The sequence below is a fragment of the Vibrio sp. QJM3NY_27 genome, assembly GCF_057785955.1.
Genome location: NZ_CM173511.1, coordinates 822846 through 843366, shown reverse-complemented (window position 1 = coordinate 843366; position 20521 = coordinate 822846). Strand labels below are relative to the sequence as shown.

15 protein-coding genes and 19 tRNA genes are annotated in these 20521 nt (G+C 44.5%); 32 read left to right on the top strand and 2 right to left on the bottom strand.

Annotation, left to right across the window (positions count from 1 at the left end):
• Positions 1 to 271: 271 nt before the first annotated feature.
• The 20 genes from AC3CIA_RS03820 (at position 272) to AC3CIA_RS03725 (ending at position 4048) form a co-directional block, all read left to right on the top strand.
• Positions 272 to 348, top strand: a tRNA-Met gene (locus AC3CIA_RS03820).
• Between the two features lie 68 nt (positions 349 to 416).
• Positions 417 to 501, top strand: a tRNA-Leu gene (locus AC3CIA_RS03815).
• A gap of 29 nt (positions 502 to 530) precedes the next feature.
• Positions 531 to 605: transfer RNA gene (locus AC3CIA_RS03810), tRNA-Gln, on the top strand.
• A 77-nt stretch (positions 606 to 682) separates the two neighbouring features.
• A tRNA-Met gene (locus tag AC3CIA_RS03805) sits at positions 683 to 759 on the top strand.
• Positions 760 to 836: 77 nt separating this feature from the next.
• Positions 837 to 921 (top strand) — tRNA-Leu (locus AC3CIA_RS03800).
• Between the two features lie 29 nt (positions 922 to 950).
• Positions 951 to 1025, top strand: a tRNA-Gln gene (locus AC3CIA_RS03795).
• A gap of 68 nt (positions 1026 to 1093) precedes the next feature.
• Positions 1094 to 1178, top strand: a tRNA-Leu gene (locus AC3CIA_RS03790).
• 29 nt (positions 1179 to 1207) lie between these two features.
• Positions 1208 to 1282, top strand: a tRNA-Gln gene (locus tag AC3CIA_RS03785).
• 87 nt (positions 1283 to 1369) lie between these two features.
• Positions 1370 to 1454: transfer RNA gene (locus tag AC3CIA_RS03780), tRNA-Leu, on the top strand.
• Positions 1455 to 1505: 51 nt separating this feature from the next.
• Positions 1506 to 1582, top strand: a tRNA-Met gene (locus AC3CIA_RS03775).
• Positions 1583 to 1659: 77 nt separating this feature from the next.
• Positions 1660 to 1744 (top strand) — tRNA-Leu (locus tag AC3CIA_RS03770).
• 29 nt (positions 1745 to 1773) lie between these two features.
• Positions 1774 to 1848 (top strand) — tRNA-Gln (locus AC3CIA_RS03765).
• Positions 1849 to 1916: 68 nt separating this feature from the next.
• A tRNA-Leu gene (locus AC3CIA_RS03760) sits at positions 1917 to 2001 on the top strand.
• A 29-nt stretch (positions 2002 to 2030) separates the two neighbouring features.
• Positions 2031 to 2105, top strand: a tRNA-Gln gene (locus AC3CIA_RS03755).
• Between the two features lie 68 nt (positions 2106 to 2173).
• Positions 2174 to 2258, top strand: a tRNA-Leu gene (locus AC3CIA_RS03750).
• Positions 2259 to 2309: 51 nt separating this feature from the next.
• Positions 2310 to 2386, top strand: a tRNA-Met gene (locus tag AC3CIA_RS03745).
• Positions 2387 to 2463: 77 nt separating this feature from the next.
• Positions 2464 to 2548 (top strand) — tRNA-Leu (locus AC3CIA_RS03740).
• Positions 2549 to 2577: 29 nt separating this feature from the next.
• Positions 2578 to 2652 (top strand) — tRNA-Gln (locus AC3CIA_RS03735).
• A 107-nt stretch (positions 2653 to 2759) separates the two neighbouring features.
• Positions 2760 to 2844: transfer RNA gene (locus AC3CIA_RS03730), tRNA-Leu, on the top strand.
• A gap of 157 nt (positions 2845 to 3001) precedes the next feature.
• Positions 3002 to 4048, top strand: a complete 1047-nt coding sequence (locus tag AC3CIA_RS03725) for a lactonase family protein (protein ID WP_488518538.1) — start codon at positions 3002 to 3004, stop codon at positions 4046 to 4048.
• A 71-nt stretch (positions 4049 to 4119) separates the two neighbouring features.
• Here the strand turns inward: AC3CIA_RS03725 and AC3CIA_RS03720 are convergent, their stop codons facing one another.
• Positions 4120 to 5295 (bottom strand): 2-octaprenyl-3-methyl-6-methoxy-1,4-benzoquinol hydroxylase, encoded by a 1176-nt coding sequence (locus AC3CIA_RS03720; RefSeq protein WP_488518537.1) that lies wholly within the window; start codon positions 5293 to 5295, stop codon positions 4120 to 4122.
• A 308-nt stretch (positions 5296 to 5603) separates the two neighbouring features.
• Between AC3CIA_RS03720 and miaB the strand changes: the two genes are divergently transcribed.
• From miaB to lnt, 5 genes are all read left to right on the top strand, one after another.
• Positions 5604 to 7028, top strand: coding sequence for a tRNA (N6-isopentenyl adenosine(37)-C2)-methylthiotransferase MiaB (miaB, locus tag AC3CIA_RS03715; RefSeq protein WP_004735256.1), 1425 nt, complete (start codon positions 5604 to 5606; stop codon positions 7026 to 7028).
• Between the two features lie 162 nt (positions 7029 to 7190).
• Positions 7191 to 8312: a PhoH family protein gene (locus AC3CIA_RS03710; protein ID WP_488518536.1), complete on the top strand. Its 1122-nt coding sequence runs from the start codon at positions 7191 to 7193 to the stop codon at positions 8310 to 8312.
• On the top strand, positions 8313 to 8774 hold the full coding sequence (gene ybeY, locus AC3CIA_RS03705; protein ID WP_488518535.1) for an rRNA maturation RNase YbeY: 462 nt from the start codon (positions 8313 to 8315) through the stop codon (positions 8772 to 8774). It begins immediately after the preceding gene.
• Positions 8775 to 8894: 120 nt separating this feature from the next.
• On the top strand, positions 8895 to 9785 hold the full coding sequence (gene corC, locus AC3CIA_RS03700) for a CNNM family magnesium/cobalt transport protein CorC (RefSeq protein WP_004735253.1): 891 nt from the start codon (positions 8895 to 8897) through the stop codon (positions 9783 to 9785).
• A gap of 32 nt (positions 9786 to 9817) precedes the next feature.
• Entirely contained in the window at positions 9818 to 11332 is a 1515-nt protein-coding gene (lnt, locus tag AC3CIA_RS03695) for an apolipoprotein N-acyltransferase (RefSeq protein ID WP_488518534.1), read from the top strand.
• A 95-nt stretch (positions 11333 to 11427) separates the two neighbouring features.
• Here lnt and AC3CIA_RS03690 read toward each other — a convergent pair whose 3' ends face one another.
• Positions 11428 to 11898, bottom strand: a complete 471-nt coding sequence (locus tag AC3CIA_RS03690; RefSeq protein WP_099167163.1) for a zinc ribbon-containing protein — start codon at positions 11896 to 11898, stop codon at positions 11428 to 11430.
• Positions 11899 to 12163: 265 nt separating this feature from the next.
• Between AC3CIA_RS03690 and leuS the strand changes: the two genes are divergently transcribed.
• From leuS to rodA, 7 genes are all read left to right on the top strand, one after another.
• Positions 12164 to 14740 carry a leucine--tRNA ligase gene (leuS, locus tag AC3CIA_RS03685; protein WP_488518533.1) on the top strand — a complete coding sequence of 859 codons (2577 nt, stop codon included), beginning with the start codon at positions 12164 to 12166 and terminating at the stop codon, positions 14738 to 14740.
• A gap of 226 nt (positions 14741 to 14966) precedes the next feature.
• The gene (locus AC3CIA_RS03680) at positions 14967 to 15608 is read left to right on the top strand and encodes an LPS-assembly lipoprotein LptE (RefSeq protein WP_488518532.1); all 642 of its coding nucleotides are present in this window, start codon (positions 14967 to 14969) and stop codon (positions 15606 to 15608) included.
• A gap of 9 nt (positions 15609 to 15617) precedes the next feature.
• Positions 15618 to 16643 carry a DNA polymerase III subunit delta gene (holA, locus tag AC3CIA_RS03675; RefSeq protein WP_488518531.1) on the top strand — a complete coding sequence of 342 codons (1026 nt, stop codon included), beginning with the start codon at positions 15618 to 15620 and terminating at the stop codon, positions 16641 to 16643.
• A gap of 64 nt (positions 16644 to 16707) precedes the next feature.
• Positions 16708 to 17025: a ribosome silencing factor gene (gene rsfS, locus AC3CIA_RS03670; protein ID WP_004735247.1), complete on the top strand. Its 318-nt coding sequence runs from the start codon at positions 16708 to 16710 to the stop codon at positions 17023 to 17025.
• Positions 17026 to 17028: 3 nt separating this feature from the next.
• On the top strand, positions 17029 to 17499 hold the full coding sequence (gene rlmH, locus AC3CIA_RS03665) for a 23S rRNA (pseudouridine(1915)-N(3))-methyltransferase RlmH (protein WP_004735246.1): 471 nt from the start codon (positions 17029 to 17031) through the stop codon (positions 17497 to 17499).
• Positions 17500 to 17505: 6 nt separating this feature from the next.
• Positions 17506 to 19398: a penicillin-binding protein 2 gene (mrdA, locus tag AC3CIA_RS03660; RefSeq protein ID WP_054548034.1), complete on the top strand. Its 1893-nt coding sequence runs from the start codon at positions 17506 to 17508 to the stop codon at positions 19396 to 19398.
• Positions 19398 to 20519 (top strand): rod shape-determining protein RodA, encoded by a 1122-nt coding sequence (rodA, locus tag AC3CIA_RS03655; RefSeq protein WP_004735244.1) that lies wholly within the window; start codon positions 19398 to 19400, stop codon positions 20517 to 20519. The genes mrdA and rodA overlap by 1 nt, the downstream gene beginning before the upstream one ends.
• Positions 20520 to 20521: the final 2 nt, after the last annotated feature.

The window sequence follows — 20521 nt, the reverse complement described above, 5'->3', positions numbered from 1 at the left end:
AACATCTAGAAAAAAGGCCAGTGAATTCACTGGCCTTTTTGTTTTCCCCCTTTAGAAATAGCCCCACATCCAAAACTTAACTTCCTATATATATCGCCTTTTAGACCTGTTTTTTGTCGACAAATACACCTCTTTGCCTAAAAAGAAACCGAACAGATGTTTATTCGCGATTTATTCAAAAAAAAAGTTGACGGGTTTCGCTCAACTCCGCATAATGCGCCCCGTTCACAACGAAGCGGCAACGTCTCGAAATGAGCAACAATTTGGAAATGGCTACTTAGCTCAGTTGGTTAGAGCACATCACTCATAATGATGGGGTCGCAGGTTCGAATCCCGCAGTAGCCACCATTTCCTAAGCACTCTGTTTGTTATTAAACATCTGTCTCTTAACAACAAAGAGTTTTTAGGAAAGTAAAGCGGTCGTGGCGGAATTGGTAGACGCACCAGATTTAGGTTCTGGCGCCGAGAGGTGTGAGAGTTCAAGTCTCTCCGACCGCACCATATTGAGATATCTTAATTGATATCATTGTTGGGCTATCGCCAAGCGGTAAGGCACTGGCTTTTGATGCCAGCATTCCCTGGTTCGAATCCAGGTAGCCCAGCCACAATTTAAAGTGTAATTATCTTTAAAAAGATAATGGCATTGGAAGCGAGATTATATTATATTACTTCGCTCTCAGATGGCTACTTAGCTCAGTTGGTTAGAGCACATCACTCATAATGATGGGGTCGCAGGTTCGAATCCCGCAGTAGCCACCATTCTTTCTTTATGAAAGAAAAAGTACAAACAACGTTATATTGAATTACCAATGTCGATATAACTATAAAGATTTGCTGCGGTCGTGGCGGAATTGGTAGACGCACCAGATTTAGGTTCTGGCGCCGAGAGGTGTGAGAGTTCAAGTCTCTCCGACCGCACCATTATTTAGATATCTTAATTGATATCCTGTTGGGCTATCGCCAAGCGGTAAGGCACTGGCTTTTGATGCCAGCATTCCCTGGTTCGAATCCAGGTAGCCCAGCCATTACAACGTTACTTAGACAAACCATAAGTCTTCTTAACTATACTCTTTGCTAGAGTAAAAGCTTTGCTGCGGTCGTGGCGGAATTGGTAGACGCACCAGATTTAGGTTCTGGCGCCGAAAGGTGTGAGAGTTCAAGTCTCTCCGACCGCACCATTATTTAGATATCTTAATTGATATCCTGTTGGGCTATCGCCAAGCGGTAAGGCACTGGCTTTTGATGCCAGCATTCCCTGGTTCGAATCCAGGTAGCCCAGCCACTACAACGTTACTTAGACAAACCATAAGTCTTCTTAACTATATACTCTTCGCTAAGCTCTTTGCTTAGTTGAGAGGAAAGCTTTGCTGCGGTCGTGGCGGAATTGGTAGACGCACCAGATTTAGGTTCTGGCGCCGAGAGGTGTGAGAGTTCAAGTCTCTCCGACCGCACCATTATTTCTCTTTTATTAGAGATAAAATAGTGAATACATAAAATTCATTATTGGCTACTTAGCTCAGTTGGTTAGAGCACATCACTCATAATGATGGGGTCGCAGGTTCGAATCCCGCAGTAGCCACCATTCTTTCTTTATGAAAGAAAAAGTACAAACAACGTTATATTGAATTACCAATGTCGATATAACTATAAAGATTTGCTGCGGTCGTGGCGGAATTGGTAGACGCACCAGATTTAGGTTCTGGCGCCGAGAGGTGTGAGAGTTCAAGTCTCTCCGACCGCACCATTATTTAGATATCTTAATTGATATCCTGTTGGGCTATCGCCAAGCGGTAAGGCACTGGCTTTTGATGCCAGCATTCCCTGGTTCGAATCCAGGTAGCCCAGCCATTACAACGTTACTTAGACAAACCATAAGTCTTCTTAACTATACTCTTTGCTAGAGTAAAAGCTTTGCTGCGGTCGTGGCGGAATTGGTAGACGCACCAGATTTAGGTTCTGGCGCCGAGAGGTGTGAGAGTTCAAGTCTCTCCGACCGCACCATTATTTAGATATCTTAATTGATATCCTGTTGGGCTATCGCCAAGCGGTAAGGCACTGGCTTTTGATGCCAGCATTCCCTGGTTCGAATCCAGGTAGCCCAGCCATTACAACGTTACTTAGACAAACCATAAGTCTTCTTAACTATACTCTTTGCTAGAGTAAAAGCTTTGCTGCGGTCGTGGCGGAATTGGTAGACGCACCAGATTTAGGTTCTGGCGCCGAGAGGTGTGAGAGTTCAAGTCTCTCCGACCGCACCATTATTTCTCTTTTATTAGAGATAAAATAGTGAATACATAAAATTCATTATTGGCTACTTAGCTCAGTTGGTTAGAGCACATCACTCATAATGATGGGGTCGCAGGTTCGAATCCCGCAGTAGCCACCATTCTTTCTTTATGAAAGAAAAAGTACAAACAACGTTATATTGAATTACCAATGTCGATATAACTATAAAGATTTGCTGCGGTCGTGGCGGAATTGGTAGACGCACCAGATTTAGGTTCTGGCGCCGAGAGGTGTGAGAGTTCAAGTCTCTCCGACCGCACCATTATTTAGATATCTTAATTGATATCCTGTTGGGCTATCGCCAAGCGGTAAGGCACTGGCTTTTGATGCCAGCATTCCCTGGTTCGAATCCAGGTAGCCCAGCCACTATTAAACTCTTTGTTTTTACTTAGCTTGTTTTTAAGCTAAATAGCAAACCAAGAGCATAACGTTACATCGAATCACCAATGTCGATATAACTATAAAGATTTGCTGCGGTCGTGGCGGAATTGGTAGACGCACCAGATTTAGGTTCTGGCGCCGAGAGGTGTGAGAGTTCAAGTCTCTCCGACCGCACCATCATTGAATAGAACCCAGCTTTTTAGCTGGGTTTTGTTTTATCTGGAATATGCAATTCTGCTAGCCAAGTCACCAAGTATTCTCTTCTATAACCTCACTTTTAATACGATTTTATAAGACAATGTCTGCTCCACTTTCTAATTGAGTATGACTACCTATGAAAACCCTCCCATTAACGATCGGTTGCTACACGGATACGCCAAGTAAAAGCCAAGGTGTCTATCAAACTCAGTTAGATCTAGAAACAGGAAAACTATTACCTCTAGAGCTTATTGCCGAATGTCATAACCCCTCTTTTATCACCGCGACAAAGTCTGGAATCTATACAGCAGCTGAGGTTGAGCAAAAGAAACAACCGAAGCTCATTCATATACCTAATGTTGACTCACAAATCACGTCCAATACAGGCCTCATCTCGGGGGATCACCCCTGCCACGTTGCGATAGATCCCCACAATAAGTTTGCTATTACATCGCAATACTCGTCAGGGACATTCGATATCTTTAGTTTAAGTATCAATGGTAATATCGATAAACGACTCAAAACACTCAAAATGGTTGGCTCAGGGCCGAACAAAGAAAGACAAACTGGCCCACATGCTCATCAAAGCCTTTTCCTGAATAACTCTCCGCAGTTTGTTACCGTCGATCTCGGAGCCGATCGAATCAACTTCTATTGCTTCGACGAAGAACAAGAAGAATTCCTTGATGAGCCAATGCAGTCTATTAAAGTGCCAGCAGGGAATGGACCTCGTCACCTAGTCTTTAACCAAGCTGAAGATAAAGCCTATGTGGTGTGTGAGCTCTCGGAAACGATATTGATTTTGGAGAAGTCTTTAGGGCTGTGGAATATTGTGGAAGAGGTTGACGCACTTCCTAATACGGAGAAAGGAGAAGCCGCGGCTGCAATTAAGCTATCGCCAGATGAGCAATTCCTTTACGTATCTTGCCGACATCAATCAAGAATCAGTTGTTTTCGAATAGATTCAACTACTCAAAAGCTCATATTTATGGACAGTTACGATATTGAAGGCAAGTTCCCTCGCGACTTTCATATCACTAATGACGGACAATGGCTTATCTCCGCAAACCAGCACTCCAACAACCTCACGTCATTCAAACGAAATGTTGAAGATGGCTCTCTGACCTATACCGGTTACTCGTTAGACCTTGATGCACCAGTTTGTGTCACTCAGCAACAATAAGCATTACAACAAAAACAAAAAAGGAGAGCATCGGCTCTCCTTCTCTATATAAATAACCTGATCTAGCCGTTTTAAAGGCCCAAGGCGTATTTCAATACTTGAGCTTTAATCGGCCCTGAGCTTTCTGCTAACTTTAGTGCAGCATTGCGGACAAACTTTAACGGGCCAATGTCATTACTGAACGTTTTATAGAAGAAGTCCATGCCACTTTGCATCATTAGATTGTCACCTCTTCTGATCACTTCATAGCGTCTCGCCACAGATTGATTCAATTCACCTTTCTCTTTGGTGATATCCAATAGTACTGAAACATCTTTAAAGCCCAAGTTGACGCCCTGCCCTGCTAAAGGGTTAATCGTATGCGCTGAATCACCGACTAAAATACAATTATTCTTCGAGTATGATTGAGCATGACGTCGTGTCAGAGGAAAAGATCCAGAATTCAATACCTTGATATCACCTAGCTCTTTAGGAAAGTTAGCGAGTACTTCATTACGCAGCTTTTCAGGGCTCATCGATGATAATTGTTTTATACGAGATGGGGAGTCATACCAAACCAACGATCCCTGCCCGACTTCTTGACCGTCAGAGGTTAGAGAACACAATGGCAAAAATGAACGAGGACCACTTGGTAGGAATTGCTGCCAAGTAATATCTTGTTGAGGCTGCTCGGTTTCGACATTGATAAGCATGCAGTGTTGTCGGTAATCCCACGCTGTAATACCAATTCCAGCTTGCTGACGAACGGCTGAGTTCGCGCCATCAGCCCCAACCACCCACTTCGCTGATAACTCAGCTCCTGATTGAAGCTTAACGATATTGGTTTCACCAAACTCAATCTCATCCAGCTTTTCTGGGCATAACAGTTCGAGATTGTCGTAGGCATCAAATTGAGACCATAATCCTAGTTGAATGAGCCTATTCTCAACAATATAGCCTAGACGAGGCAGATCCAGTGATGCAGCATCAAATCGAGTACGACACTCTGGATGCTCCCACGTTTCTAAACGCTTGTAAGAACACACGCGCATCGCTGCGATACTTTGCCACGCACCAAGACCTTCAAGTAAATCGACCGATGCTTGAGAAATCGCAGACACACGAGTATCCATCGCTTGTGACTCACCAAAAGCTTGTGGGGCAAAACCTTCGATCACCGCAACACTCAGCCCTTGCTTCGCAAAGCCGACCGCTGTTGCTGCGCCAACCATGCCGCCACCGACTACCACAATATCGTAACTGTTCATATTTTGTACTTATCAGTTTGATTCTTTGACTGTTTTTGATTGTACTTTTTCATAACTAACTTGTAACCAAAAACCTTATTCGAAAAAAGGGTTATCCCTTATGGTATATGGCGTTAACAATAATAAAAACCACTGCATAAGAGATTTGTTCAGACTACTAGTCAGTCGGTTTTGAAACCAGTACAATACGCCGCTTGCCGCTAGAGCCAGTCATAAAATTGAATACCGAATTATGACAAACACTACTGGCGGATGAATAATGGGCGATTTGCTCCCTTAAATTAAACTAACGATCGAGCGAACATATAATGAGTAAGAAACTGCTAATTAAAACTTGGGGCTGTCAGATGAATGAATACGATTCATCAAAAATGGCCGACCTGCTTAACGCTGCAAATGGCTATGAGCTAACTGAAGTACCTGAGGAAGCAGACGTACTACTATTGAATACTTGTTCTATCCGCGAAAAAGCGCAAGAAAAAGTATTCCACCAGCTTGGTCGTTGGAAAACGCTTAAAGATAAAAAAGAAGGTGTAGTGATCGGTGTGGGTGGCTGTGTAGCAACTCAAGAAGGTGATCACATTCGTCAACGAGCACCGTACGTAGACGTTATCTTTGGCCCACAAACATTACACCGTCTGCCAGAGATGATTAAGTCATCACTGTCTAACGAAAAGCCAGTAATGGATATCTCATTCCCTGAGATCGAAAAGTTCGATAACTTGCCGGAACCTAAAGCAGACGGTGCAACAGCCTACGTTTCTATCATGGAAGGCTGCTCTAAGTACTGTACTTACTGTGTTGTGCCATATACTCGTGGTGAAGAAGTTAGCCGTCCAATGGATGATGTGCTCTACGAAGTTGCACAACTGGCAGAGCAAGGCGTACGTGAAGTAAACCTACTAGGCCAAAACGTAAACGCATTCCGTGGCCCTACTTACGAAGGCGACATCTGCACATTTGCAGAACTACTTCGCCTAGTTGCGTCTATCGATGGTATCGACCGTATTCGTTTCACTACAAGCCACCCGCTTGAATTTGGTGATGACATCATTGAAGTTTACAAAGATACGCCAGAGCTAGTGAGCTTCTTACACTTGCCTGTACAAAGTGGTAGTGACCGTATTCTTACGATGATGAAACGCCCGCATACGGCAATCGAGTACAAGTCTATTATCCGCAAACTGCGTAAAGCTCGTCCTGATATTCAAATCAGCTCTGACTTTATTGTTGGTTTCCCTGGTGAATCTAAGCAAGACTTCCAAGATACAATGAAGCTAATTAAAGAAGTTGATTTCGATATGAGCTTCAGCTTTGTTTTCTCTCCTCGTCCAGGTACACCTGCCGCAGATTACCCATGTGATGTACCAGCACAAGAGAAGAAAGATCGCCTGTGGGAGCTGCAACAGACAGTCAACACACAAGCTATGCGTTTCTCTCGCCTAATGCTAGGCACAGAGCAGCGTATCCTTGTTGAAGGTCCATCAAGAAAGAATCTAATGGAACTGCGTGGCCGTACTGAAAACAGCCGTGTTGTGAACTTCGAAGGTTCTGCAGACCTAATCGGCCAGTTCGTAGACGTGAAGATCACAGAGGTGTACACCAACTCACTACGTGGTGAGCTAGTTCGCACAGAAAAAGACATGGGTCTACGCGTGGTAATGACTCCAGCAGAAATGATGGAAAAAACAAAACGTGAAGACGAGCTAGGTGTAGCCACGTTTACGCCATAGGTAATACAACTGTTTGAGCACAAAGCTCAAACACAAAGCTTGAAATTACCTAACTAAGTGACCATCTTAGAAATAGGGAATCACCATCAGAAGCCCGGTATCAATCGGGCTTCTTGCTCTTTTTTTTATTTAAGAGTGAGTGGCACAAAATGAGAGGCTAATTTGAGCAATAAAATCGTTACCTTAGAGATAAATCTAGAGCCAGCAGACAACAAGCGCTTGGCAAGTTTATGCGGACCATTTGACGACAACATCAAGCACCTTGAGCGTCGTCTGGGTGTTGAGATTAATTACCGTAGCAACTTTTTCACCATTGTCGGTAAGCCTCACACAACTGCCGCAGCTTTAGACATCATCAAACACCTCTATGTTGAAACGGCTCCAGTTAAAGGCAACATAATCGATATCGAACCAGAGCAAGTACATCTGGCGGTCACTGAGTCTGGCATTTTGGAGCAACACGTCGAGTCTGAAATCGACTACGGCAAAGAAGTGACCATTAAGACTAAAAAAGGCGTCATCAAACCACGCACACCAAATCAAGCTCAATACCTAATGAACATGGTGACTCATGACATCACCTTTGGTATTGGACCTGCTGGTACTGGTAAAACATACTTAGCTGTTGCGGCTGCGGTTGATGCACTTGAACGCCAAGAGGTTCGCCGAATTCTGCTGACTCGCCCTGCTGTTGAAGCCGGTGAGAAGCTTGGTTTCCTACCGGGTGATTTAAGCCAAAAAGTAGACCCATATTTGCGTCCACTTTACGATGCACTGTTTGAGATGCTTGGCTTCGAGCGTGTTGAGAAACTGATTGAGCGCAACGTGATTGAAGTTGCGCCACTGGCTTACATGCGTGGTCGTACATTAAATGATGCGTTTATCATTCTTGATGAGAGCCAAAACACCACGGTAGAACAGATGAAGATGTTCTTAACCCGTATCGGTTTTAACTCACGCGCTGTGATCACAGGTGATATTACGCAAATCGATTTACCTCGTGGAGCTAAGTCAGGTCTACGTCATGCAACTGAAGTACTCAACGAAGTGGATGACATTAGCTTTAACTTCTTCATGTCTGAAGACGTCGTTCGCCACCCTGTCGTTGCTCGTATCGTCAATGCGTACGAGAAGTGGGAAGCAAAAGACCAGAAAGAGCGCAAAGAGTTTGAAAAGCGCAAACGTGAAGAGCGTGAAGCCAAACTTCTTGAAGCTCAGCAAGCCGTTACGACACAATTAGCAACACAAAATAACTCTGTAATTGCAGAACAAGGTGATAAATAGATGTCTATTGAACTAGACCTGCAAATAGCGGTCGAAAATGAGCAAGGACTTCCAACCGAGCAAGATATTCAGCTTTGGTTAGATAAGACAATTCCTCAGTTTCAAGAGAATGCCGAGCTCACCGTTCGTGTTGTTGATACAGAAGAGAGCCACCAGCTCAATCATGACTATCGTGGAAAAGATAAGCCAACTAACGTGCTGTCTTTCCCATTTGAAGCACCACCAGGAATGGAATTAGATCTACTGGGTGACCTCATTATTTGCCGCCAAGTTGTCGAAAAAGAAGCAGAAGAGCAAAATAAGCCTCTGCTAGCACACTGGGCTCATATGGTTGTACATGGCAGTCTGCATCTGCTAGGTTATGATCATATCGAAGATGATGAAGCTGAAGAGATGGAGTCACTCGAGACAGAAATCATGCAAACTATGGGGTTTGAAGACCCGTATATTCTAGAAAAGTAAATTGATTCTAGTAAAGTAGGTTGCAGAGAAACAATAACTCATCGAACCTGTGATTTTCGCAGGAATCTGAGTTGTAACGTGTGCTATCACACTTCTGATAGCGTTATTTTTTGAGAAATCATGAACGAAGGTAACCCCCCCACTTCTGAGGGAAGTAAAAAATCTGAAGGTCCGAGTAGAAAGTCCTTCTTTGAACGCCTAGGCCAACTATTTCAAGGTGAAGTAAAAGATCGCCAAGAGCTCGTAGATGTAATCCGCGATTCAGAAATTAATGACCTAATTGACCACGACACACGCGACATGCTCGAGGGTGTTATGGAAATTTCAGAGATGCGAGTACGCGATATCATGCTGCCTCGCTCTCAAATGGTTACAGTTGAACGCACCGATGATTTAGATACATTGATTGCGCTTATTACTGATGCTCAACACTCTCGCTACCCAGTGATCAGTGAAGATAAAGACCATGTTGAAGGCATTCTATTAGCGAAGGACCTACTTAAGTATTTGGGTTCAGAAAGTGCCCCATTTGATATCGAACAAGTAATTCGCCCTGTCGTGGTTGTTCCTGAAAGTAAGCGAGTTGATCGCCTGCTCAAGGAGTTCCAAGAAGAGCGTTACCACATGTCTATCGTTGTCGATGAGTTTGGCGGTGTTTCTGGCCTGGTAACCATTGAAGATATCCTCGAAGAAATCGTTGGTGAAATTGAAGACGAGTTCGACGATGAAGAAGAGCTAGATATTCGTAAGCTGAGTAAGCATACCTATTCGGTTAAAGCTTTAACCACCATTGAAGAGTTCAACGATACATTTAACACTTCCTTCAGTGATGATGAAGTCGATACTGTGGGTGGTATGGTAATGACAGCACTCGGTCATCTGCCTGTTCGTGGCGAAATTGTAGAAATCGGAAACTACCATTTCAAAATAACATCAGCAGATAACCGTCGTGTGATTCAGCTACAGGTAACCATCCCTGACGAGCAGCCTCTTCCGACTATCGAAGAATAACAACTTCTCTCTAAAGAGATGACAGAAATTAGATGACTAAGACCTTTATTCATCGCCTATTACGGCCGCTTGCGGCCGTTTTTGTTGGCGCTATAACAACCCTTTCATTCGCTCCATATTCAATATGGCCTCTTGCTATTCTCAGCCCAGCTTTGTTGCTGTTACTGATCCACAACCGTTCTCCTAAAAGTGCGCTTTGGATTGGTTACGCATGGGGCTTAGGCCAATTCACGACTGGTATTAGTTGGGTATACGTCAGTATTGATGGCTTTGGCGGAATGCCTCTGGCTGCCAATTTATTCTTAATGGCATTGCTTGTCGGTTATCTTGCGGTCTACTCCGGCCTATTTACTTGGAGTTTAAACAAGTACTTCCCTGCTAATAACCTAAGCCGCTTTTTCCTCGCGGCTCCTGCATTGTGGTTAATCAGTGATTGGCTGCGTGGATGGGTAATGACTGGCTTCCCGTGGTTATGGCTAGGTTACAGCCAAATCGACTCTCCACTAGGCTCATTCGCACCGATTGGTGGTGTCGAACTAGTGACGTTTGCGATTATTGTGTCAGCCTCTGCACTCGCTTATACAGTCATAAATAAGGCGTGGAGTGTCGGCATTATTCCTGCGATTGTCTTTAGTGCGGGTTTCGGTATTCGAAACATCGATTGGGTGACACCGAACCCTGAGAAAACAACCTCAGTAGTATTGATTCAAGGCAACGTCGATCAAGACAGCAAATGGCTGCCGAGTCATCGCTGGCCAACCATGATGAAGTACACCGACCTAAGCAGAGAAAATTGGGGAGCGGATATCATCATCTGGCCTGAGGCTGCTATTCCAGCATTCGAAGTTGAGATTCCATCTTTCTTACGTAACTTAGATAGCGCAGCAAAGATGAACAACAGCTCAATCATCACTGGCGTACTCAATCAGTCTGAAGATAAGAAGTACTACAACAGCGTTCTTTCTCTAGGTGTCAATCCATACGGTGAATACAGCTACGATCCAGACGAACGCTACCATAAACATCATCTTCTACCATTTGGTGAATTTGTTCCGTTTGAAGATATCCTGCGCCCATTAGCACCTTTCTTTAATTTGCCAATGTCATCATTTAGCCGTGGCGACTTTGTTCAACCAAACATCGTGGCAAATGGACGTCATCTAGCACCGGCGCTTTGTTATGAGATCATCTTTAATGACCAAGTTAGGCAGAACGTAACAGATGAAACTGACTTTATCTTAACACTCTCTAACGATGCGTGGTTTGGTCGCTCTATTGGCCCGTTGCAACATATGGAAATCGCACAGATGCGTGCTCTGGAGCTGGGTAAGCCGCTGATTCGCTCAACCAACAATGGTGTAACAGCAGTAACGGATCACAAAGGCAGGATCATCAAGCAAATACCGCAGTTTGAAACCGCAGTGTTGAAAGCTGAACTCATTTCAACGGATGGTCAAACCCCTTATCACGTGGTCGGTACTTGGCCACTGTATATCTGGGCGTTGCTTAGTTTGGTAGCTGGCTGGTTTATGAGAAGAAAAGACTAGATTCGAGATTCGACGGAAAGTTGTTGAGGGTTGGCTGATTCAGTCAACCCTTTTATTACTACGGTGTAAAGTTGAAGATGCTATGCCGCCAGTATTTACGGCTTAAGCGCTTTGCGGCTAAACCCTGTCGAGCCACATTTAATACACGGAATAATCGTCGTTGGATGGTTATATTCAGTTTGATGTCCGCACTCATCACAGACAAGCGTCCCGAGTCCGATAACCTCTTCCGCTTGATACAACCCTTGATGTTCTAAGTCTTGGAACAGTTCAACCCATTCCACCTTAGTGCGATCAGTGATATCCAGCAATCCTTGCCAAATAGAGTCTGTGATCATCAAATAAAATGGACCACCTTTACTCTCTTCATAACTTTCGGAAAACTCTTTTAAGTCCGACTTCACATAGGCAGAGATCAATGAGAGCTCATCTTTGGTCATATCATTGGCTGCTTTCGCATACTTACCTGACGTTTCGATTTTGTTGTTAAGCTCTTCAGGACTATGCTTCAGCGTTTCTATCACCTCTTCGACGACTTCTTCATAGAGTGCTTTTTTCTTCGGCATAACGACCTCCTTAAGATGACCAAGCTTTATCTTAGTAAATGGGTCCGTAGTTAAGCGACCAGTTCCTAACAAACAAATGCAATTCATACCCTTAAGTATAGCTGTCCTAAGTAATTTGGTTGAATTTACGCAATCAACCGTGCTGCAACTGCAAGTATGAAGGGTATAACTATTGTTGTACTAAGCTCCTTTAGGTATTCTATGACGATCTGTAAGATTCTGTTCTAACCGAACTCACAAATTCCAAGATAACCGGATACCATCGATGCAAGAACAATATAACCCGCAAGAGATTGAACAAAAGGTTCAACAACACTGGGATGACAGCGAGACTTTCGTTGTAAGTGAAGACCCAAATAAAGAAAAATTCTACTGTCTTTCTATGTTCCCGTACCCAAGTGGCCGACTGCATATGGGTCACGTGCGTAACTACACCATCGGTGATGTGGTATCTCGTTTCCAACGTCTACAAGGCAAAAACGTAATGCAACCAATCGGTTGGGATGCATTCGGCCTACCTGCAGAAAACGCAGCTGTAAAAAACAACACAGCGCCTGCTCCGTGGACCTACGAAAACATCGAATACATGAAAAACCAGCTTAAACTTTTAGGCTTTGGTTACGACTGGAAACGTGAATTCGCAACGTGTACGCCTGAGTACTACCGTTGGGAACAAGAGTTCTTCACTAAACTTTACGAACAAGGCCTAGTTTACAAGAAGACATCTTCTGTTAACTGGTGTCCAAACGACCAAACTGTACTAGCGAACGAGCAAGTAGAAGACGGTTGCTGCTGGCGTTGTGATACTCCAGTAGAACAAAAGAAGATTCCACAGTGGTTCATTAAGATCACTGAGTACGCTCAAGAGCTGCTAGACGATCTAGACAACCTTGAAGGTTGGCCTGAAATGGTTAAGACCATGCAGCGCAACTGGATCGGTCGCTCTGAAGGTGTTGAACTATCTTTCGCTGTTAACTGTGAAGAAGCGCCGCTAGAAGTGTACACAACACGTCCAGACACACTAATGGGTGTTTCTTACGTAGGTATCGCAGCAGGTCACCCTCTTGCGGAGAAAGCATCTAAGAACAACCCTGAGCTTGCTGCATTCGTTGAAGAGTGTCGTAACACTAAAGTGGCTGAAGCTGAACTTGCAACGATGGAAAAGAAAGGCATGGATACTGGCCTAACGGCTATCCACCCTCTTAACGGTCGTGTTGTTCCTGTTTACGTAGCGAACTTCGTTCTTATGGATTACGGCACAGGTGCGGTAATGGCAGTTCCCGCTCACGATCAACGTGACTACGAATTCGCAACTAAGTACGGCATCGATATCATCCCAGTAATCAAACCTGAAGACGGTTCTGAGCTAGATGTGTCTGAAGCGGCTTACACTGAGAAAGGTGTACTGTTCGATTCTGGCGAATTCGATGGTCTTGCGTTCCAAGAAGCATTCGATGCAATTGCTGCGAAGCTTGAAGCAGAAGGCAAAGGTAAGAAGACTGTAAACTTCCGTCTGCGTGACTGGGGTGTATCTCGTCAGCGTTACTGGGGTGCTCCAATCCCAATGGTAACCACTGAAGACGGTGAAGTTCACCCAGTACCAGCAGACCAACTGCCAGTCATTCTTCCAGAAGACGTGGTAATGGATGGCGTTACTAGCCCAATCAAGGCGGATAAGTCTTGGGCTGAAACCACATTCAATGGCGAACCAGCGCTACGTGAAACTGATACGTTCGATACGTTCATGGAATCTTCATGGTACTACGCACGTTACTGTTCACCACAAGCTGACGACATTCTAGATCCAGAGAAAGCAAACTACTGGTTGCCAGTTGACCAATACGTTGGTGGTATCGAGCACGCATGTATGCACCTGCTTTACTCTCGTTTCTTCCACAAGCTTCTTCGTGATGCGGGTTACGTGACATCTGATGAACCGTTCAAGCAGCTTCTATGTCAAGGCATGGTTCTGGCTGATGCGTTCTACCACACGAACGAGAAAGGCACGAAAGAGTGGATTGCTCCAACTGACGTGACTATTGACCGCGACGCAAAAGGTCGCATTGAAAAAGCAGTCGACAACCAAGGCCGCGACGTTGAACACTCAGGCATGATCAAAATGTCTAAGTCTAAAAACAACGGTATCGACCCGCAAGAGATGGTAGACAAGTACGGTGCTGATACAGTACGTCTATTCATGATGTTTGCATCGCCTGCAGACATGACGCTTGAGTGGCAAGAGTCTGGCGTTGAAGGCGCAAACCGCTTCCTTAAACGTGTTTGGAAATTGGTTCACGCTCATTCTGCTAAAGGTGCAGCTGAATCTGTTGACGCTTCTGCGCTATCTGGTGATCAGAAAGCACTTCGTCGTGATATCCACAAGACTATCGCGAAAGTAACGGACGATATCGGCCGTCGCCAAACATTCAACACTGCCATTGCTGCGATCATGGAACTGATGAACAAGCTAGCGAAAGCACCTCAAGAGTCTGTACAAGATCGTGCAATCCTTGATGAAGCGCTAAAAGCTGTCGTTCGCATGCTTTACCCAATGACTCCACACATCTCTTACGAAATGTGGATTGCACTGGGTGAATCAAACGTAGACTCAGCAACATGGCCAACTTTCGATGAGAAAGCGCTAGTTGAAGACGAGAAGACTATCGTTGTCATGATCAACGGTAAGCTACGTGCGAAACTGACTGTTGCTGCTGATGCGACCGAAGAGCAAGTTCGTGAACTTGGTCTAAACGATGAGAACGCTAAGAAGTTCCTAGATGGCCTAACGATCCGTAAGGTTATCTTCGTACCTGGTAAGCTTCTAAACATCGTAGCTAACTAATATTTGCTAGCTAACATTGGCAAACTTACAGTTGCAGATTAAAGCGAACCAGCTTTAGTCTGCACATATAACTGCTGAAGCGAACTTATTTTGTTTTCAGCAGTCTTTAGACAGGGTGCGACATCGCCCTGTCTACTTATTTAAGCGCTTTAGATTCATAGCTCAACAGTTCTAACGAATTAAAGCCTTTAAATAAGTATTCTACCTTCATGAGAGCCATCAAATAATGCGCCTGATTTCACTATCTTCATTGAAAGTTACTGTTGTTGTTTTAACCGTTAGCCTACTGAGTGCCTGTGGTTTCCACCTGCGTGGTGACTATTCTGTACCAGAAGAACTCAACAAGATCTCTGTGACCAGTTACGACCAATACAGTACGTTTACACGTATGATGAAAGGTCAGCTACGTATGAATGATGTAGAAATCGTACCGCCCGCAGAAAACACACCTAACTTGCACATTATTGGTGAAAGCGTTGGTGAGCGAACATTATCCCTATACCAAAACACTCGTGCGGCAGAAATAGAACTAACCTTCAATGCATCTTATCGTGTAACGATACCAGAGCTTGGAGACAAAACATTCTCAACGAGCGTAACCCGTAGTTACCTAGACAACCCGTTAACTGCACTCGCGAAATCGGTTGAGCGCGACATGATTGAAGATGAAATGCGTAAGCTTGCAACAAGCCAAATTCTTCGTCAGATGGCTCGACTAAAAGCGAACATCGCAGCTGATAGTATGAACCTAGACCAACTTGAACACGTTCAAGTGAAAGAGCTTGAGAAACAATACAACATCAAGAACGTCGAAATAGATCCAAGTTCTACGGAAACGACAGAGCCCGTCGAATCAGCTGAACAATAGGTTTATTTGATGCGTATTTTTGCTGACCGCTTATCAGAGCAACTTGTTAAACAGTTAAGTAATGTTTACCTCATTTTCGGTAACGAGCCTTTGTTGTTACAAGAGAGTCGAGAAGCGATTCAAAAGGTTGCAAAACAGCAAGGCTTTGATGAACGTCACCGCTTTGCTATTGATAACAGTCTGGACTGGAATCAAGTCTATGACTGTACTCAAGCATTAAGCCTGTTCTCTAGCCGCCAAATCATCGAGCTTGAACTGCCAGAGTCCGGGGTCAATGCGGCGATAGCCAAAGAGTTACTGGCAATCTCAGAGCATATCCACAGCGATATTCTGTTGGTCTTGATTGGTACGAAGTTAACCAAGGCTCAAGAAAGTGCTAAATGGTTTAAAGCACTGTCTAATCAGGGTCACTGGATCAGTTGCCTAACGCCAGATGTCAGCCGCTTACCTCAGTTTGTCCAAGCGCGCTGCCGTCAAATAGGCTTATCTCCAGACCCTGAAGCGATTCAAATGCTGGCACAATGGCACGAGGGTAACCTATTTGCTCTCACTCAAAGCCTAGAAAAGCTAGCGCTCCAATACCCTGACGGAAAACTTACCCTAGTACGCTTAGAAGAATCACTGAGCCGCCACAACCACTTTACTCCATTCCATTGGAGTGACGCGTTACTGGCTGGAAAAGGTAATCGTGCACAACGAATTCTAAGACAACTGGAAGCTGAAGGTGTAGAACCAGTCATTTTACTGCGTAGCATACAACGTGAACTTGCCTTGCTATTACAAATGCAGCAACAAATGAAACAGATGCCGATCGGCCAAGTATTCGAAAAACACCGTATCTGGCAATCTAAAAAGCCTCTTTATAACGCTGCGCTAACAAGAGTTTCGATTTCTCAATTACATTCGTTGTTTGCGTTGCTGACTCAAGCCGAATTGATGACAAAAACTCAATATGAACAGTCGCCTTGGCCACTAATTCATCAGTTAAGCGTAGAGTTTTGTATCCCTTCAGCTTCAATCCCATTTCACGTATAAAAGCGTGGTATATTCTAGGGTCAACAGATCCTAAAAAGCTAAATTCAGATTAAAGGAACACCCCGTGTTACGTGAAGAACTAAAAGATTTTCTTGCAGACAAAGCCGACGACATGAAAGCAGAATCGATTGTGACTATCGATGTAGAAGGCAAATCAAGTGTTACTGATTACATGATTGTTTGTACTGGCACCTCTAAGCGCCATGTTGCCTCTATCGCACAACACGTTGCCGATGAAGTGCGTAAAGCTGGTATGCAACCACTAGGCATGGACGGGCAGCAAGAAGGTGAATGGGTTGTTCTAGATATGGGAACAAGCATGCTTCATGTTATGCAAGAAGAACATCGAGAGCTGTACCAACTAGAAAAACTTTGGGGCTAAGCGTTGAAGATCCAGTTAATCGCAGTTGGTACAAAAATGCCAAAGTGGGTCGAAGAAGGCTTTAAAGAATATAAACGCCGCTTCCCTCATGATATGCCATTAGAACTCATTGAGATCACTGCGGGAAAACGTGGTAAAAATGCTGATATTGCACGTATTCTTCAAAAAGAAGGCGAAGCAATGTTGGCAGCAGTGCCAAAAGGCAACCGCATTGTCACGCTTGATATCCCAGGTAAAAAGTGGGATACCCCACAACTGGCAGAACAATTGGAAAGTTGGAAGTTGGATGGACGCGACGTTTCTATCCTTATTGGCGGGCCTGAAGGATTAGCGCCTGCGTGTAAAGCGGCTGCAGACCAAAGCTGGTCTCTATCGGCGCTTACTCTCCCTCACCCATTAGTACGCGTTATCATGGCGGAAAGCTTGTATAGAGCTTGGAGCATCACTGCTAACCACCCTTATCATCGAGAATAAGCGTTAATGTTACGTAAACGTAGCCAAATCCGTGATTACAAAGCAGAAGCACGACTATTTACTAGTCGTGCTTTTGTTGCGTTTGCGGGGATCATAGTCATGATGTCGATGTTGGTTGTTAACCTGTACAACATTCAGGTCAACCAATATCAAGACTATAAAACCCGTTCTAACGACAACCGTATCAAGGTCGTTCCAATCGCACCTAACCGTGGTTTGATTTACGATCGCAACGGTGTACTTCTTGCCGAAAACCGCCCCGTTTTCAACCTAGAAATTACGCCCGAAAAAATCAAAGATATGGATGACACGCTCGTCCGTCTACAAACGTTAATCGAGATTCCACCTGAACGTATCGAGCGTTTTAATCGCGACCGCCGCAATTCACGACGCTTCAAGTCAGTGCCTATTCTAAATCAGCTCACCGAAGAGCAAGTTGCGGTCTTCTCTGTAAACCAGCATAAATTTCCGGGTGTTGAGGTAACAGGCACATTAAAACGTTTTTATCCGTATGGTGATGTACTGACTCACGTTATTGGCTATGTATCGCGCATCAATGATCGCGATATACAACGCTTAGTACGAGAAGAAAAAGACGCCAATTACAAAGCAACACGTGACATCGGTAAACTTGGTATTGAGCGCTACTACGAAGACATGCTGCACGGCACCGCGGGTTATCAAGAAGTTGAAGTAAACAGCCGTGGACGAGTCATTCGCACACTAAAATTTGTCCCTTCGGTTCCGGGTAAAGATATTGTACTTAACTTAGACATCAATCTTCAGTTATACGTGCACAAACTGCTCGATGGACGCCGTGGCTCTGCCATCGTTCTTGACCCGAAAGACAATGGCGTGTTAGCAATGGTGTCTAGCCCAAGCTACGACCCAAATGCCTTTGTACATGGTATCTCCTCTAAAGGTTATAACGCTCTACTACAGAACAAAGATCGACCTTTGGTTAACCGTGCCACATTGGGTATTTATCCACCAGCTTCTACGATCAAACCGTTTATTGCCGTTGCTGCTCTACAAGAAGGTGTGATTACACCGAATACAACGCGTAATGATCCAGGCTATTGGAAAATACCTAACTCCAAAACCAAGCCGTTTCGCGACTGGTTACGTTGGGGACACGGTGTTGTTGATATAGAGAAAGCGATTGAAGAATCAGTTGATACCTTCTTCTACCAAATCTCCTTTGATCTAGGTATCGACCGTTTATCTCAATGGATGATGTTATTCGGCTTTGGTGACTACACAGGCATTGATATTTACGAAGAAAGTAAAGCCAACATGCCAACTCGTGAATGGAAAATGGCAAGACACCGTGTGCCTTGGTATCAAGGTGACACCATCCCTGTTGGTATCGGACAAGGCTATTGGACGGCAACACCGATGCAAATCGCTAAAGCCACGTCCGTATTGGTCAACGAAGGTGAAGTAACAGCGCCTCACCTATTACGTGCGACGATCGATAATGGTCAGCCATTCGATGACCAAACAGTATCAGAGATCGAAACTTATCCTCCAATCACTGGTGTTAAGCAGAAATACTGGGATATCGCGCAAGAAGGCATGAGACTGGTAAACCACGGTAAGAAAGGTACTGCAAGACGTTCATTCCAAAAGATGTCTTACCAAACCGCTGGTAAATCAGGAACTGCGCAAGTATTCGGTCTCAAAGAAGACGAAGAATACAACGCGGACGAAATCGCAGAGCATTTACGCGATCATGCACTCTTTACGGGTTATGCTCCTTTTGAAGATCCAGAAGCGGTTGTGACTATCGTATTAGAAAACGCAGGTGGTGGCTCATCAAATGGCGGCCCTGTCGTTAGAAAAATATTAGACCATATTATTCTCGCTGAAGAAGATGAAAGTAAGGCAACAAAATAATGAAACTTGATCCTTCTACTGGACGAAATAGAGCCTTGTTTGAAAGGCTCCATATCGATCTACCATTACTGCTCGGTATTCTGGTGTTGATGGGCTTTGCCTTATTGATCATGTACAGCGCCAGCGGACAAAGTCTTGCGATGATGGATCGCCAAGCAATGCGTATGGTGCTGTCTTTAGGTGTCATGATCTTCCTAGCGCAACTTTCGCCTCGTACCTATGAAACCTTGGCCCCGCTGTTATTTGCAGGTGGTGTCATCTTACTCTTGGGCGTGTTGTTCTTTGGTGAAGCATCTAAGGGTGCCCAACGTTGGTTAAATTTCGGTTTTGTTCGATTCCAACCCTCTGAACTATTAAAGCTTGCGGTACCTTTGATGCTGGCTCGATTTATCGGTAAACGATCACTGCCGCCAACCTTTCAAACATTAGCGATCTCGCTAGTGATGGTGTTTGTACCTACCATTTTAATCGCTAAGCAACCCGACTTGGGTACATCCATCCTTATCGCCGCATCCGGTATCTTCGTAATATTCTTGGCTGGTATAAGTTGGAAAATCATTGCCAGTGCCGCCATAGCGTTAGGGGCATTTATCCCAATATTATGGTTCTTCTTGATGCGTGAATATCAAAAAGTACGAGTAAGAACCCTTTTTGATCCTGAATCAGATCCATTAGGTGCGGGCTACCACATCATCCAAAGTAAGATTGCGATAGGTTCTGGTGGTGTATCAGGAAAAGGTTGGCTACAAGGTACTCAATCTCAATTGGAATTCATTCCAGAGCGCCACACTGACTTCATTTTTGCGGTAATTGCCGAAGAATGGGGCATGATTGGTATTTTGTTCTTGCTTGCTATCTACCTATTCATTATTGGACGGGGTTTAGTGCTCGCGAGCCAAGCTCAAACGGCATTTGGTCGAATGATGGGCGGCAGTATTGTACTGAGCTTCTTCGTTTATATCTTTGTAAACATTGGCATGGTAAGCGGTATTCTACCCGTGGTTGGTGTTCCTCTACCTCTCGTTAGCTATGGCGGTACTTCAATGGTTACCCTTATGGCTGGTTTTGGTATTTTAATGTCGATCCATACACACAGAAAAGCATTCTCAAAGGCGACCTAATC

Bases quoted from the DNA above. Each gene is read 5' to 3' on its own strand.
- ybeY (WP_488518535.1), top strand. From the start codon at position 8,313: ATGTCTATTGAACTAGACCTGCAAATAGCGGTCGAAAATGAGCAAGGA.
- leuS (WP_488518533.1), top strand. From the start codon at position 12,164: ATGCAAGAACAATATAACCCGCAAGAGATTGAACAAAAGGTTCAACAA.
- AC3CIA_RS03680 (WP_488518532.1), top strand. From the start codon at position 14,967: ATGCGCCTGATTTCACTATCTTCATTGAAAGTTACTGTTGTTGTTTTA.
- mrdA (WP_054548034.1), top strand. From the start codon at position 17,506: ATGTTACGTAAACGTAGCCAAATCCGTGATTACAAAGCAGAAGCACGA.
- rodA (WP_004735244.1), top strand. From the start codon at position 19,398: ATGAAACTTGATCCTTCTACTGGACGAAATAGAGCCTTGTTTGAAAGG.
- AC3CIA_RS03690 (WP_099167163.1), bottom strand. From the start codon at position 11,898: ATGCCGAAGAAAAAAGCACTCTATGAAGAAGTCGTCGAAGAGGTGATA.
- holA (WP_488518531.1), top strand. From the start codon at position 15,618: ATGCGTATTTTTGCTGACCGCTTATCAGAGCAACTTGTTAAACAGTTA.
- AC3CIA_RS03725 (WP_488518538.1), top strand. From the start codon at position 3,002: ATGAAAACCCTCCCATTAACGATCGGTTGCTACACGGATACGCCAAGT.
- lnt (WP_488518534.1), top strand. From the start codon at position 9,818: ATGACTAAGACCTTTATTCATCGCCTATTACGGCCGCTTGCGGCCGTT.
- AC3CIA_RS03720 (WP_488518537.1), bottom strand. From the start codon at position 5,295: ATGAACAGTTACGATATTGTGGTAGTCGGTGGCGGCATGGTTGGCGCA.
- miaB (WP_004735256.1), top strand. From the start codon at position 5,604: ATGAGTAAGAAACTGCTAATTAAAACTTGGGGCTGTCAGATGAATGAA.
- corC (WP_004735253.1), top strand. From the start codon at position 8,895: ATGAACGAAGGTAACCCCCCCACTTCTGAGGGAAGTAAAAAATCTGAA.